Genomic DNA, 15,631 nt, shown 5'->3' on the forward strand with positions numbered 1-15,631 from the left:
TCTTTTTTTTGACTTCGCGAAAAACAAATTTTATATCTTTGCGCCATGATAACAGCCGAACAACTTAAAGACTTGAAAGAGCGCACCGAAGCGTTGAGGAGGCATCTTTGACCTCGATCATAAGTTAAAACAAATAGCCGAAGAAGAAGAAAAAAGTTTAGCTCCCGATTTTTGGAATGATCCCAAAAAAGCGGAGGAATTGTTGCGTCAAATAAAATCAAAAAAAATGTGGACCAATGCTTTCGATGATTTACAGCGAAGTATGGACGATGCATTGTTGATTTTTGATTTCCAAAAACAAGGCGAAGCCACCGAATTGGAAGTGGACGAAACAGTAAAACTCGCCACGCAAAAACTCGAAGAATTAGAATTTAAAAATATGCTCAGCGGCAAGGAAGATGTGCTGAGCGCTGTGGTACAAATCAATTCTGGCGCGGGCGGCACGGAAAGTTGCGATTGGGCAGCGATGTTGATGCGGATGTATATGATGTGGGCGGATAAAAATGGATTTACTATAAAAGAAACCGATCGTCAAGATGGCGATGTGGCGGGAATTAAATCGGTTACGTTGCAAATTGAAGGCGATTATGCTTTCGGATATTTGAAAGGCGAAAACGGCGTACACCGCTTGGTGCGCATTTCTCCGTTTGATGCCAATGCCAAACGACATACTTCTTTTGCGTCTGTTTACGCGTATCCGCTGATTGATGACACGATTGAAATTGACATCAATCCATCTGAAATTGAATTTGAAACATTTCGTTCGGGAGGAGCTGGCGGACAAAATGTAAACAAGGTAGAAACAGCAGTACGACTGTATCACAAGCCAACAGGAATTGTAATTAAAAATCAAGAATCGCGTTCGCAATTGCAAAATAAAGAGAATGCGATTAAGCTTTTAAAATCACAATTATTTGAGATGGAAATGCGTAAAAAGCGCGAAGCCATTAATATTATTGAAGGTTCGAAGAAAAAGATAGAGTGGGGTTCGCAAATCCGAAATTATGTGTTGCATCCGTATAAATTAATTAAAGATGTGCGTACAGAATACGAAACATCCAACGTGCAAGCCGTATTGGATGGAGATTTGAACGAATTTATAAAACGATTTTTAATGGAATTTGGTAATTCGTAAAAAGTGATTAGGTGATTAAGTGATGAGGTAATTAAGAAGAGAGGAAAAAAATGATTGAGCGTCCGCATAAAAAATTAATTGTTTGGCAAAATGCAATTGAATTTGTGAAGCGTATTTATGTACTTACAAATAAATTTCCAGAGGGAGGAAAATTCGGATTGATTTCTCAATTGCGAAGAACCGCAGTTTCTGTTCCAACAAATATTTCGGAAGATGCTGCTCGAAATACTAAAAAAGAGTTTATTCAATTCTTGTACATTGCTTCCGGTTCTCTGAGTGAAGTAGATACATTACTTACTATTTCTAATGAAATTAACTATATTAATCTAACAGAATATAATTCCGTAAATGAAATGATGGGAAAAATAAGTGCATTACTCAACAGATTAATTAAAAAATTAAAAGAAGATTTAAAAACCTAATCACTTTATCTCTTAGTTTCTTAATCATTTAATTACCTCATTACATAATCACTAATAAAAAAAGATGATAAAAATATATCACAACAACCGATGTTCTAAAAGCCGCGAAGCGTGCGGCATTTTAACAGACAAAAAAATAATTTTCGAAACGGTAGACTATTTGAAAAATCCACCATCTGAAAATGAATTGAAAAAATTGGTAAAATTGCTCGGCATAAAAGCTGAAAATTTAGTGCGAAAAAATGAAATGTTATTCAAAGAAAAATTTTCGAAAAAAAATTTCTCGGAAGACGAATGGATAAAAATATTGGTGGAGAATCCGATATTGATTGAGCGTCCGATTATAGTAAATGGAAATAAAGCGGTGATTGGTCGTCCGCCTGAAAAGGTGTTAGAAATAATTTAACGTTCAAAAAAATAATTTTTCAAACCTAAAAATACACGAATAAAAAAACCTAAAAATCATGAATTTCAGAATCGAAAAAGACACGATGGGCGAGGTAAAAGTACCTGTCGAAAAATATTGGGGCGCGCAAACACAACGTTCCAAAGACAATTTTAAAATTGGCGGACAACACATGCCGGAAGAAATTATCAAGGCATTTGCCATTTTGAAAAAAGCGGCAGCCATTGCTAATTGCGAATTAGGCGTGCTTCCGAAAGATAAATCCGACATCATCGGAAAAGTATGCGATGAAATTTTAGAAGGAAAATTAGACGACCAATTTCCTTTGGTAGTTTGGCAAACAGGTTCTGGAACGCAATCGAATATGAACGTGAACGAAGTGGTTGCCAATCGTGCGCACGTGTTAATGGGCGGAAAGTTAATGGACGAAAAAAAATCCATTCATCCGAACGATGACGTGAATAAATCACAATCGTCTAACGATACATTTCCCACTGCCATGCATATTGCAGCGTATAAATTAATTATCAAAAATACAATTCCAAATATGGAATTATTAAAAAATACATTCGATAAAAAAGCAAAAGACTTCAAAAGCATTGTGAAAATAGGTCGTACGCATTGGATGGATGCAACGCCATTAACGCTTGGGCAAGAATTTTCGGGTTACGTTTCTCAATTAGAACACGGAATAATAGCGCTGAAAAACACATTGAAACACTTGTCGGAATTGGCTTTGGGCGGTTCTGCGGTTGGTACCGGGTTAAATACTCCGAAAGGTTACGATGTGTTGGTGGCGAAAAAAATTGCGGAACTTTCTGGACTACCTTTTATTACCGCCGAAAATAAATTTGAATCGCTTGCCGCACACGATGCGATTGTGGAAACTTCGGGTGCGTTGAAAATGATTGCGGTGAGTTTGATGAAAATTGCGAATGACATTCGTTTGTTGGCTTCTGGTCCACGTTGTGGAATTGGTGAAATTTCAATTCCTGAAAATGAACCAGGTTCTTCCATTATGCCAGGAAAAGTAAATCCGACACAATGTGAAGCGATGACAATGGTATGTGCGCAAGTTATTGGGAATGACGTTGCGATTTCGGTGGGCGGGATGAACGGACAATTTGAATTGAATGTTTTTAAACCCGTTATGATTTTTAATTTGTTGATGTCGGCGCGATTAATTGGCGATGCTTGCAACTCTTTTAACGAGCATTGCGCTTTGGGTATTGAACCGAATCACGAAAAGATACAACATAATTTAGAAAACTCCCTGATGTTGGTTACCGCGCTCAATACGCATATCGGCTATGAAAATGCAGCAAAAATTGCAAAAAAAGCACACAAAGAAGGATTAACGCTTCGCAAAGCAGCAATAGATTTAGGTTTATTAACCGATCAGCAATTTACCGATTGGGTAAAACCGGAGAAAATGATTGGATCCTTATAAATTAAGAATTAAAAATTCAGAATGGAGAATTGATTTGGAAATTTGCTAATTTGAAAATGTGAATGTCATTCTGAACGGAGTGAAGAATCTTTCCGAAGACAAAAGTTTTTACCGTTTTGAAAAATTATTTTTTTGAGGGGCAGAATATTTTCTATCCTTATCTATTTGCAAATTCGTTTAAAATCAATTCATATTCTTCAAAGCGATGTTTACGAATCGGCCTTATTTTTGGCTCGGTAGAAAAATATAAAAGTAAGCAAGGTTTTATTGATTTATAATTCTCCACGTATTCGTACCTTACTAACTCCTTATTTTTAATTCGTTGCTTTATTTTGTTGTGATAAGGATACATTTTATTTACACGATTTTTTTGATTTTACATTGAGTGTATTAAAGGATTTATCCCGTGCTTATTTTTTCATTTTCGTGCTTTTTCATTTTGAAAAATTATTTTTTCAAAACGTATTTTTTACTTTCAGAATAATTTTATTATTTGTGAGGCTGTACTCAAAATGCGTATTTTCGAGTGTTTTTGTTGAATCGTCTAAATTATATTCTTCCGATTTTTTATCCAACACTAATTTTCCATCTCGATTTAAAATTCCCGACAAAATAAATTGATAGGAATTTGGAGTATCTATCCAAAAAGAAATTTGTCCCAAACAAAATGTTTCTCCCAACTTATTTTCATTTAATTCTGTAAAATTAATACTCGTTGTATGCCACCAAGGGTCTGCTTCGTAGCTGGAATAAGAAATTGCCCAAATCAATAACGACAAATGATGATTCAAATTTATTTTCTGCAAACCGTACGCATTGGCGTTTTTCGTCATTCCAATGTCTAATTTCTCCGCCCATTTCGAAAAACCATGCGCTGCTTTTACCGAATCTATTTTATAAAAATCGCTCAACCGATCTTCATCGTTCATAACAAGACTGTCGTCCAACCATTTTGTGGTTAATAATCTTATTTCATTTGCACCCAAAGAATCTTTCGTACTAAAATTAGTCATATAAGTAGAATCAATCCTTACAGGAAATGAATTTGTATTTTTAAAATGAAGCAACAACGACTGGAGATTTGGATTTAAAAGCGTTTTATCTGCATTTTTATTTTGAGGATTTCCGAAATAAAAAGCGATTAGTAATACCATTAAAATGAATCCCGATTTAAACAGAAAAGAAATTCGCATCGTTGTTTATATTTTGAAAATTATTTTTTGGAACGCTCCTTTTCAAAAATAGTACTAAAACCAAAGATGCCATTTTTTTGTCTTCGAAAAATTAATTTTTCGAAATACCATTTTTCGTTATTATTCAAAATTACAATTTCCGAAAAAAGAGTATTTTTGAGGAAATAAATTTTCTCAATGAAAAACATTTTACTCAGTTCGTTATTTTTAATAAGCGCTCTATCCGTTGAAGCAGGCGGATTCCAGGTAAATCTGCAAGGACAAAAACAAATCGGAATGGGACATACCGGCACGGGTTTGTTGCTCGATGGCGCCTGCATTTTGTTTAATCCTGGCGCTTTGTGTTTTATGGATACGAATGCAGTAAATGTTTCTGGAAATTTTATTTTTCCGAGAACCGAATATTTAGCTCCTTCGCCCGATACGTACAACGTAGGAACGACACCAGGAGTGGATACTCCGTTTAATTTATACGCTAATTTTAAATTCAAAAAAACAGCCAAATGGAATGTGGGATTGGGCGTTTATACGCCTTTTGGCAGTCGCGTAGAATATCCAAGCAATTGGAAAGGAGAATTTTTACTTCAAAATATTGATTTGAAAACCATTTTTATCCAACCAACTTTCTCTTACCAACTCACCCCGCAATTGGGAATTGGTTTGGGTGCGGTAATTGGTATCGGATCTTTTCAATTACAGCGCGCCATTCCTGTTCAAAATACCAACGGGACTTACGGAGAAGCCAATTTGAAAGGTAGCGCAAATGGTTACGGATTCAACGCAGGCATTTACTATAAGCCCACTGAAAAATTTTCTGTCGGATTGGATTTTCGCTCCGATGTGCCTGTCAATATTACCAACGGAACGGCTAATTTTACGGTTCCTGCATCCTTGAGTAGTTATTTTCCAACCACTACTTTTACAAGTAAAATTGTAATGCCTTTTGAAGCCAGTATTGGTTTTGGCTACGTTGTTAATCCGAAATTAAAATTGGCTTTTGATGTAAATTATGTGGGCTGGAATTCCTACGATACGCTGGCTTTCACTTTTAAAACAACTACCGCACAACTTCAAAATATTCATTCGCCGAGAGATTATAAAAATGCTTTTATTTTTCGTGTAGGTGCACAATATCAGTTGAGTGAAAAAATAATTTTACGAGCGGGAGTGTATTATGATTTGAGTCCAGTGCCCAACGGCTATTTAACACCGGAAACGCCCGATGCCAATAAAATTGGCTTAAGTGCAGGAATGACTTGGAAAGCATCTAAAAAAATAAATGTGGATTTGTCTTTTTTGTATGATGATGTGGCTACACGCACAGATACCAACATCGAAACACAATTTAGCGGAACGTATAAAACGAAAGCTATTATTCCGGGTATCGGCGTAGAATATGTTTTTTAAAAAATATAAACTACTTTTACAGAAGTATTAAAAAATACCACTCAAAAAAATAATTTTTCAACCCTCAATAAACCTTAAAAAAATTCACTATGAAAAAAAATTTCTACTTAAAGATGTTGGCTTTCTTATTTGTTGGTGCGATGGCACAAAGTGCATCTGCCACAGGAACCATCCCGATTGACACCACACACGGAAGATATTATACGCAAGTATTTTCTTCTGTAACCATTACTTCTGGCGTTACGTATGGCTCTAATACGGATTATACTGGTAGTCCGGTAACACTCACGATGGATATTTATCAACCTGTCGGAGATACTGTTTCTCAACGTCCTGTTCTTGTTTTTGCACACGGAGGCAGTTTTGTCGGCGGTGCCAGCACCGACCAAGATGTAACTTCGCTCTGTACCACTTTTGCGAAAATGGGTTACGTAACAGCATCTATTAATTATCGTTTGGGATTTTATCCCTTCGATTCAATTCATGCGGTACCGGCTGTTATTCGGGCTGTTCAAGATATGAAAGCAGCCGTTCGCTTTTTCAGAAAAGATTTTGCAACGACCAATACCTATAAAGTACAACCCAATTATGTGTTCGCCGGCGGAAGTTCTGCGGGTGCATTTATGGCATTGCACTTAGCGTATCTAACTCAAAACAGCGAAGTTCCATCCTATGTAAACATTGCTTCTTTAGGCGGTTTGGAAGGCACAAGTGGAAATCCAGGTTATTCGGATAACGTGAATGGAGTAGTGAATTTATGTGGTGCTTTGGGAGATTCTGCTTGGATAAAAACAGGCGCAATTCCGTTTGTGAGTATGCAAGGAGATTCTGATCACACCGTTCCTTATGGCTCTTCGATTATCGTAGTTGCAGGCAATCCGATTATGCGTGTAGATGGAAGTCATTCGCTGCATTTGCGCGCTACACACGTAGGTGTTCCAAATCCTTTTTATACTTTTTACAATGCAGATCACGTTCCGTATGCTGGAAGTACAGCTGCAGAAATTGCTTACATGGACACCACTGTTAATTTCGTGAAAATATTTTTACGTCCTTTATTAGTGCAACCTTCTGTAACAACAGTTCCGCAATTGGTGCAAAATAACGACCTTACTGTTTATCCAAATCCTTCGCAAGGCGATGTATTTATTCAATTCAGTAAAAATAATACCAACCAACATTTGGTTCAACTGTACGATGTTGCTGGAAAACAATTGTTGAGCAGCCAATTTAATGGTTCCTTTTACGCGATGCAAAGAGGAACGATTGCTCCTGGAATTTATTTTTTGAAAATTACCGATACAGAAACGGCACATACATCCATCAAAAAAATAATTTTTTATTAGAAAAAATAGTTTCCGAATTGAAAAAATGCAAGCTCTTGAGCTTGCATTTTTTTTATGCCTTTTTTGACAGAATCGAATTTAATAGTGTTTGAAAAAATATTTTTTCAAACACTATTATTGTACCAAAAAATAAATACATTTGTCGCCGAAGTGGTTTTAGATGTTTTTCATTAAACATCAAAATTAAAAGGGAATCCTGTTAAAATCAGGAACAGTTCCCGCTGCTGTGAGCTCTTACAAATTTTGTCAATTCCATCGCCACTGTTCAAATAACGAATGGGAAGGCCAGACAAAACGGAGCAAGTCAGAAGACCTGCCAATTCAGAATTAATTCAATGCTTTCGGGTAAAGAGCTCAGAATGGAAATCGTTTTTGCGATTACTTTTCCTTTCTCTTTTTACTCCTTTTGTTTCACTTATTTAAAAAAAATTAAAATGAAAAAGGAGAAAAAAAATTATATGAACCTGTTTGTAATAGGTATTTTACTAATTGCACAACAAAGCGTTTTTGCCCAGCGAGACACATCGCTAATTGCCAAACAAAAATTAAATGAAGTAGTAGTTAGCGCCACCCGTACCGAAAAAAATGTACTTGATGTGGGGCGAAGTATTACTGTTATTTCGAGCCAAGAAATTCACAATTCCATTTACAATAGTGTGGCAGAATTACTTTCGCAACAAGAAGGCATTTACATTGTGGGAACAGGTCAAAATCCAGGTTCCAATCAAAGTATTTTTATGCGAGGAGCCGACAACAATCAAACAACGGTTATGATTGATGGAGTGCGGATAACCGATCCTTCAACAGTAGATGACGCGATTGATTTATCTGAGCTTTCTTTGGCAAATGTGGATCACATCGAAATTGTAAGAGGTTCGCAAAGTACCTTGTATGGCTCTTCTGCCATTGGTGGAGTCATCAACATCATCACAAAAAATAATTTTTCAAAAGACTTTCATGTAGATGCTTCGGAAGACGCAGGAACATTCGGAAATCAAACCTCTACATTTCGCGAGAATGCTTTTTTGAATTATACTTTTCAAAATGGCTTTTATGTGGAAAGCGGAATCAATAGATGGGATGTACAAGGTTTAAACTCAACGGTGGATACCGTTACCCATCCTTTGCCGTATCAACAAAATCCAGACAGAGATAATTATGTTAAAACAGAAATGACAGGAACTGTCGGATTTAAAAATGCAAAATGGAATGTTTCTGCATCGTATAAATACCTGATTTCAGGTGCTGGAATTGATGCTGGCGCTTACACGAATGCAAATAAGGATACACTTATTTTTACGCGCAAATCCTATAATTATAATGCGAGTTATAAATTTTCGGATCATTTTAAAATCCAATTTAATGGTGGCATTTCTAATGTGCAACGCAAAGAAATACAAGACACAACAATTGATTTTAAATACGGAACACCTGAATATTCGAATGAAATTTATAAAGGAACTTCTGCAACAAACGAGTTTCAATTGCAATATGATTTAAAAAATATTTCGCTGATTGCTGGTGGCGGAATGTACAACGAAACCATGACGTCGAGTGGAATTTATGATTCTGATGGATTTATTTCTACGAATAATATAGATTCGCTAAATGCGCATCAAAATATTACTTACGAATATGCGCAGGCAGATATCAACGGAAAATGTATCAACGAAAAATTGAAAGATTTTAATTTGATTATCGGTGGGCGATTCAATAATCAAAATACGTACGGAAATAATCTCTCGTACGAACTAAATCCTTCTTATAAATTAAGTGAACACTCTTTGTTGTATGCAAGTTATTCCACTGGTTTTAATGCACCATCTTTGTATGAGTTATATTCGCCAATAGATGTAGCTTTAAGTTCTTCAATAAATATGGGAGATAAAAATTTGCAAGCTGAAACATCGCAAAGTTTTGAAGTGGGTATAAAACACGATTTCGGAAATCACACTCATTTTACTGCTACATGGTTCAACACAGTAGTACAAAATTCGATTCAATACGTGTATTTATGGAATAGTAAAAAACCAATTGATTCACTTTCTTACTTGGATTTTATCGGCGATACGTATGTGAATGCGGGTACACAAACCAATACAGGATTTGAATTCACGATTACTTCCGAACTCAGTAAAAAAATATTTTTTTCAGCCAATATGAGCGTTGTAAACGGAACATTGCAATACGATCCGGCTTCTATTAGTAAAGAACAAACACAGGATAATTATGTGCAATTGTTTGACGGTGGTGCTTTCCTTACACAAAAAACAAATACTTTTGGATTATTGCGCAGACCAGAAAACAACGCTAATATAGCAATGACATACAAACCAATCGAAAAATTAATTTTACGAATGGATATTCATATGGTGGGGTCTCGTACAGATGCTGTTTACGAAGGCAATCTCGGTCCTTATGGTGCGCTTGGCACAACAGATGTAGCAGCATATACCTTGGTCGATTTTAATGCGAAATACAATTTCTGCAAATATTTTTCGGCAGGCTTCCGTATGGAAAATATTTTCAACACGCCTTACAGCGAAATCAATGGATACACTACCAGAGGCAGAGGAGAATACGTAAATTTGAGATATAATTTTTAATGGAGAAAAAAGAAAAAGTTGTTTTTTGTTGGAGCGGAGGCAAAGACTCCGCTCTGGCATTATACAAAATACAGCAGGAAAACAAATATGAAGTTATCGCATTTTTAACGACGGTGAATGAAAATTTCAAACGTGTTTCGATGCACGGCGTGCGCGAAGAATTACTGGAAATGCAAGCAGATTCTGTGGGAATTCCTTTGGAGAAAATCTATGTGAATCAAGGTTCCAATGCAGAATACGAAAATAAGATGGAAGAATTTTTACTTCGTTACAAAAAAAAAGGAGTTGAAAAAATAATTTTTGGCGACATCTTTTTGGAAGATTTACGCACGTATCGCGATGCTAATTTGGCGAAAGTAAACATGCAAGGAATTTATCCTTTGTGGAAAAAAAATACGAAGGAGTTGATTACAGAATTTTTGTCGCTCGGTTTCCAAACTATTATTTGTTGTGCCAACGATGCCTTTTTAAATGAACAACACGTAGGCGAAATCATCACACAAAAATTTATAACTGATTTGCCAGATAACGTAGATCCTTGTGGAGAAAACGGAGAGTTTCACACCTTTTGTTTTGCAGGACCAATTTTCAAAAAGAAAATAAATTTTTCAATAGCAGAGAAAATTTATCGTCCGCTTGAAATTAAAAAATCAGAAGATAACTGTTCCTTGCTCGAATCAAAAACATTGGGTTTTTGGTTTTGTGATTTGAAAAAATAATTTTTCAAATCCTTTTTATTCGTGAAATTTTAAGCCATTTGCATCAAAGCAACAGGCATTACAAGCATTAAAATAGTCTCGTTTTTATTATCTTTTTCAAGTGGCGCGGGCGTAATAATTCCAGCTCTGTTCGGCGAAGATAATTCCATACACACTTCGTCGCAATCTAAATTGGAAAGCATTTCAATTAAAAAATTAGCGTTAAAACCAATTTCCATTTCGTCGCCAGAATATTGACATGTCAAACGTTCGTTCGCTTCGCTGGAATATTCAGCATCTTCAGTAGAAATATTTAATTCGCTTCCAGCAATTTTCAAACGAATCATTTGCGTTGATTTATTCGAGAAAATAGAAACGCGTTTGATAGAACTCAAAAAAGCATGTTTATCAATCGTTAATTTATAGGGATTGTCTTTCGGAATAACCGCTTCGTAATTCGGATATTGTCCATCAATTAAACGGCAGGTAATAATGGTCGAATCAAACGAAAAAGAAACATTCTTTTTATTGTATTCCATTTTCACTTTTCCTTCCACATTGGCTAAAATATTTTTCAATAATCCGAGTGGTTTTTTCGGTAAAATAAAGGAAGCCGCTGTATTTGATACCGCATCGGAACGTTTGTAACGCACCAATTTATGAGCATCTGTGGCAACAAAAGTTGTTCCTTCTTTCGATAACTGACATAAAACGCCCGTCATCACTGGTCTTAATTTATCGGCAGCCGTTGCAAAAATTGTTTTGTTGATGGCAGCAGCCAAAACTGCTGGCTCCAACTCAACTGCAGAAGGTGCGTCAATAGAAGGAACTTTCGGAAATTCTTTCGGGTTTTGTCCAATCAATTTATATTTTCCAGAATCAGAACTAATTTCTATTCCGAATAATTCTTCGTCCACTGTAAAGGTAAGCGGTTGATCTGGCAAGGCTTTTAAAATATCCAATAGTAATTTTGCAGGAATGGCAATACTTCCGGCATCTTTTGCTTCCGCAGGAATGCTGGTAGTCATAGTACTTTCCAAATCAGAAGCAGAAACCGTTAATTTCTTTTTCTCTATTTCGAATAAAAAATTATCTAAAATGCGGAGCGTATTGCTCGAATTTAGAACCCCACTCAAAGTTTGAAGTTGTCTCAATAAAGTGGAACTGGATACAATGAACACCATAGAATTTGTCGTTTAAAAAATTATTTTTTCGAACTACAAATTTAACGTATCAACGCTGTTATTAAAAGGTAGTACCCGAATAGTTATACACTATTTTTTAACAGCGTTATTTGTATTCAAATGATCATAATCCGGATTAAAATAATCTTCTGTTTGTAAAATTTTTCCGGCGCCGTAGTATTGCATCAACACAAAATCTTTTCCGTCAATCAAGCCAAAAAAGCGATCGCTATCGTAAACTAATGGTTTTCCGAATTGATCCAATTGATCTGGCTGTGCAGATTTCGCATACGTTTTCAATGTTTTTTGATTTCCTTTTACATCCGTTACCGTGATGATAAATCCAGGTGCAGTATTTAAAATAGAATCGCGTGTGTGTATCGGTAAATTATCTGCAAATCCTTCAAAATTTATATTTTGGAAATAAGAAAAGTATTGCTTTACAGCGATGGTATCGCATTTCGGGAAAGGGCTGTTGCTTAATGAAACTAAGGAAAAATGATTGGAATTAATGAAATTAAGTTGGAAACTTTTTTCTGGCTGTTGATTGTTTTGAACGCGCACCGATTTTATTTCCGTAGGGATATACCTAAAAACGCTGCGATCTCTCCAGCCAGATTCCTTCGTAAAATAACGCGTAGTCAGGTATCCGTCAAACCCAGGAATGTACATAATAAAAGGATCTGTGCTGTTTTTCCCTGTTTCTGGATCAGAAAGCAACATATACGTTCCCAACTGATCTTGAGTTTCGCCGCCCACATAATACCTACGCACTAATTTTCCGTTTTGGTAAATTTCCACTTTCGTTCCGCCAGCAGCCAAATCTTTCAACACATTTGTACGACCGAGTTTGCCAATAGGGCTTTTTACATCTACGTTTTTTATTGTTGTTAATAAAGTATTCATAGCATCGTTGCGCACATAAAATTTATCGTCCACTTTCCAAACACCAGCTTGTACACGGGTAAGCGTTACTTCTTGTCTATTTTGATTCACTAAAAATATTTTATCAATCGAAGCCGTATCGCTTACTGCGAAAGCAGTTTCTGCTTTGTTGATGGTGCTGTCTGTTTGCCGGTTGATAAACACGAAAATGGCAATTACCACCAGAAATGCGACAATCATCAATGGGATTTTATTTTTTTTCATAATAACAAAAATTATTTTGGTTAGAAAAAGGCGTTCAAAAAATTAATTTTTCAAAGAGAATATTTTCGTTTTCTCACAAAAAATTGAATCATTCCGTAAATAATAATTAACAAAGAAGGAAGTACTGTATTGATTATTTGCCATTGCAAGCGCTCGTTCGCTATTTTTTTCTTGTCGAGCAAACGCAATTTAATTTCTCTTCCGCGCAGCGGAATTAAACTTTCATCACCAGTTAAATAATTGATACAATTGAGTATAAAATTTTTATTTCCGTAAGTGCGATTCGTGTAAAAATCATAGCCTAAAGGAAGCGCTCTTCCTGTTGATTGCTGCACTTCGTTTTTGATAACGTTTCCATCCGCAATCACAATCATTTTCGTTTCCGGACTTTGATATTTGTAATCAATTTCTTTGTCGTTCACAATTTTTGGGATATCGCGATTGGTGTACAACGATTTGAATTTACCTTCCAACAGCACTGCCAATGGCTGGAAAGGCTTATCGAATTGCTGCATTGCCAAAGGATATTCCACAATTCCTAAACTTACGCGCGTAGGTGTTTCTGCCAAACGGCTGTATTTAGAAGTACGTAGTAAAAAGGTTTTTTTAATTCCTTCTGAACCAATAGTATCAAGGGAACTGGCAAAATTAAATTCTATCAAATCTAAATTCTTTGTAATGATATTTTGAGGATTATTTCCCACCAAGGGCGTATAAACCCAAGGCACCAATTGCCAATCTGGCGGACTACCTCGAAAAGCTTTGTTAATAGGGATCATGGAACATTGCATGTCCTGAACAATATCCGTATTGATGCGCGCACCGTAATTAAAAAGCATGTCATTCAAATTCAACTCACGCGGAAGCCCCATCGTAATGCCTGAATGGTGCAAACTATCCATATTAGTATAAACGGAATTAACGAGCCAAAGAATTTTTCCTCCGTGCATCACAAATTGATCAATGATAAATTTATCTTTTTCGTTGATAATGGTATCTGGATTGGCGATTATCAACAGTCCAATGTCTTGCAAACTTTTTAATCTTCCCTCTATTTTTACGCGTTTTGTTACATAAAAATCATTCAAGGTATTGGTAATATCGGCAACTCGCAAGGAGTCTAATTCTCCGTGCCCGTATAAAAAGCCAACTTCACGACGTACCGGATTTTTTAAAATGCGCATCGCACTTGCGAAATCATATTCTAATTTTTGAACAGAATTATTCAGTGCTTCGTCTGGCGGAACACCGGGATCATTTTGAAGCAATTGAACGGGCGCACTTTGTCCTTTGTAGCTGATTACTGCCCAAGGAAAAATAACCTGTTCGGACGATCCGCCATTGTCGTCCTTCACTTGTAAATTAGTGGGCGTTAATCCTTGATTGTACAATTGGCGGTAAAAAGCATCGCGTACTTTTGTATCTGGATTAGCAGACGGATTGATAAATTCATATTGAACGTTCCCGTGAGAATAAGCACGAAACTCATCCAACATTTCTTTCGTTTCACTTTTTAAACGCTTGAATCCTGAAGGGAAATCACCATCCAAATACACTTTTACGTAAACAATATCGTTCACGCTTTCCATCATTTTTTTGGTATCGTCCGATAAAGTATACCGTTTTTCGGATGTTAAATCAAAACGATGAAAAACAAAAGAGCCGATAAAATTACACAGCACGACAATGGCAATACTGAGCACCAACCAAATGATATCGCGTTTTTTATTTCCTCTTTTCTGTGTCAAAATTGTCGGTCAAAAAATTAATTTTTCAATCACCATTTTCTACTTTCTAAAACTGTTTTTGTCAGCAAAATAAAAATACCAATAAGGCTGAGATAATACAAAACATCGCGTGTATCAATCACTCCGCGACTCATGGAGGCGTAATGTGCATTGATGCCCAAAGCTAAAATGAAATTATCTACTTTACCAAAAATGTGTGCGGTACTTATAAATTCGAAACCGTAATAAAAAAACAAACAAAGTAAAACTGCCAAAATAAAGGCGATAACTTGGTTTTCGGTAACGGAAGAAGCAAAAATACCGATGGCAACAAAGGCGGCACCTAAAAAAAGCAAGCCGATGTAAGAGCCCCACATTCCTCCAGTATCAATATTTCTGGGAGGATTTCCCAAACGAGAAACACTGTAATAATAAATCAATGTGGGTAATAAGGAAAACACAACCAAAAATAATCCGGCAGCGTATTTTGCTAAAATAATTTGAAGATCGGAAAGTGGTTGCGTGAGTAACAATTCGATGGTTCTACCTTTTCTTTCGTCAGCAAAAGAGCGCATCGTGATGGCAGGAATCAGAAATAAAAACACCCAAGGAGCTACAATAAACAAAGCATCTAACGAAGAGAATCCACTTTCTAATACATTGGAATCCATCGGTAAAACCCACATAAACAAACCTACAGCCAATAAAAAAACGAGAATAGTAAGGTATCCTATCCATGAATTTAGAAAACTGCTAATCTCTTTTTTTAAGAGTGTGAACATTGGATTGTTTTTGAATTTTCTTTATTTATGAGCAGCGCAAAAATACTTTTTTTCGGCAATAAACACGCCTGCACTTTTTTTTATTTAACATTTTTTAAGAACAAGTTTTCTTGGAGATGATAACGG

Annotated in this window: 13 protein-coding genes and 1 riboswitch; of the genes, 8 read left to right on the forward strand and 5 right to left on the reverse strand. The window is 36.0% G+C overall.

Features of this window, described 5'->3' with window-relative positions:
* The first annotated feature begins 45 nt into the window (after nt 1–45).
* From prfB to fumC, 4 genes are all read left to right on the forward strand, one after another.
* Nucleotides 46–1,135, forward strand: a protein-coding gene (gene prfB / locus ABIZ51_07360; protein MEO7088590.1) for a peptide chain release factor 2 whose coding sequence is annotated in 2 segments (ribosomal slippage) — nt 46–99 and nt 101–1,135 — 1,089 coding nt in all. Because the reading frame shifts where the segments join, the coding sequence is not laid out codon by codon here.
* Between the two features lie 50 nt (nt 1,136–1,185).
* Entirely contained in the window at nt 1,186–1,557 is a 372-nt protein-coding gene (locus ABIZ51_07365) for a four helix bundle protein (GenBank protein ID MEO7088591.1), read from the forward strand.
* A 64-nt stretch (nt 1,558–1,621) separates the two neighbouring features.
* A complete protein-coding gene (arsC, locus tag ABIZ51_07370; GenBank protein MEO7088592.1) occupies nt 1,622–1,963 on the forward strand; it encodes an arsenate reductase (glutaredoxin) in 342 nt (113 codons plus the stop codon).
* A 58-nt stretch (nt 1,964–2,021) separates the two neighbouring features.
* On the forward strand, nt 2,022–3,413 hold the full coding sequence (gene fumC / locus ABIZ51_07375; protein ID MEO7088593.1) for a class II fumarate hydratase: 1,392 nt from the start codon (nt 2,022–2,024) through the stop codon (nt 3,411–3,413).
* A gap of 455 nt (nt 3,414–3,868) precedes the next feature.
* Here the strand turns inward: fumC and ABIZ51_07380 are convergent, their stop codons facing one another.
* Nucleotides 3,869–4,606, reverse strand: coding sequence for a hypothetical protein (locus ABIZ51_07380; GenBank protein ID MEO7088594.1), 738 nt, complete (start codon nt 4,604–4,606; stop codon nt 3,869–3,871).
* A 177-nt stretch (nt 4,607–4,783) separates the two neighbouring features.
* Between ABIZ51_07380 and ABIZ51_07385 the strand changes: the two genes are divergently transcribed.
* The 4 genes from ABIZ51_07385 (at nt 4,784) to ABIZ51_07400 (ending at nt 10,684) form a co-directional block, all read left to right on the forward strand.
* Complete coding sequence (locus ABIZ51_07385) at nt 4,784–6,013, forward strand: outer membrane protein transport protein (GenBank protein ID MEO7088595.1); 1,230 nt, start codon at nt 4,784–4,786, stop codon at nt 6,011–6,013.
* 89 nt (nt 6,014–6,102) lie between these two features.
* A complete protein-coding gene (locus ABIZ51_07390) occupies nt 6,103–7,359 on the forward strand; it encodes a T9SS type A sorting domain-containing protein (protein MEO7088596.1) in 1,257 nt (418 codons plus the stop codon).
* 134 nt (nt 7,360–7,493) lie between these two features.
* A riboswitch (cobalamin riboswitch) is annotated at nt 7,494–7,695 on the forward strand.
* 98 nt (nt 7,696–7,793) lie between these two features.
* Nucleotides 7,794–9,965 carry a TonB-dependent receptor gene (locus ABIZ51_07395; GenBank protein MEO7088597.1) on the forward strand — a complete coding sequence of 724 codons (2,172 nt, stop codon included), beginning with the start codon at nt 7,794–7,796 and terminating at the stop codon, nt 9,963–9,965.
* On the forward strand, nt 9,965–10,684 hold the full coding sequence (locus tag ABIZ51_07400) for a diphthine--ammonia ligase (GenBank protein ID MEO7088598.1): 720 nt from the start codon (nt 9,965–9,967) through the stop codon (nt 10,682–10,684). The genes ABIZ51_07395 and ABIZ51_07400 overlap by 1 nt, the downstream gene beginning before the upstream one ends.
* Nucleotides 10,685–10,713: 29 nt before the next feature.
* On the opposite strand, the gene dnaN is transcribed toward ABIZ51_07400, so the two are convergent.
* The 4 genes from dnaN to gldF all read right to left on the reverse strand — a co-directional run bounded on the left by dnaN (nt 10,714) and on the right by gldF (nt 15,505).
* Complete coding sequence (gene dnaN, locus ABIZ51_07405) at nt 10,714–11,847, reverse strand: DNA polymerase III subunit beta (protein ID MEO7088599.1); 1,134 nt, start codon at nt 11,845–11,847, stop codon at nt 10,714–10,716.
* 90 nt (nt 11,848–11,937) lie between these two features.
* The gene (locus ABIZ51_07410; GenBank protein MEO7088600.1) at nt 11,938–12,996 is read right to left on the reverse strand and encodes a hypothetical protein; all 1,059 of its coding nucleotides are present in this window, start codon (nt 12,994–12,996) and stop codon (nt 11,938–11,940) included.
* Between the two features lie 50 nt (nt 12,997–13,046).
* Nucleotides 13,047–14,744 (reverse strand): gliding motility-associated ABC transporter substrate-binding protein GldG, encoded by a 1,698-nt coding sequence (gene gldG / locus ABIZ51_07415; GenBank protein ID MEO7088601.1) that lies wholly within the window; start codon nt 14,742–14,744, stop codon nt 13,047–13,049.
* 29 nt (nt 14,745–14,773) lie between these two features.
* The gene (gene gldF / locus ABIZ51_07420; GenBank protein ID MEO7088602.1) at nt 14,774–15,505 is read right to left on the reverse strand and encodes a gliding motility-associated ABC transporter permease subunit GldF; all 732 of its coding nucleotides are present in this window, start codon (nt 15,503–15,505) and stop codon (nt 14,774–14,776) included.
* Nucleotides 15,506–15,631: the final 126 nt, after the last annotated feature.

It is taken from the genome of Bacteroidia bacterium, assembly GCA_039924845.1.
In the GTDB taxonomy this organism is placed as follows: domain Bacteria; phylum Bacteroidota; class Bacteroidia; order DATLTG01; family DATLTG01; genus DATLTG01.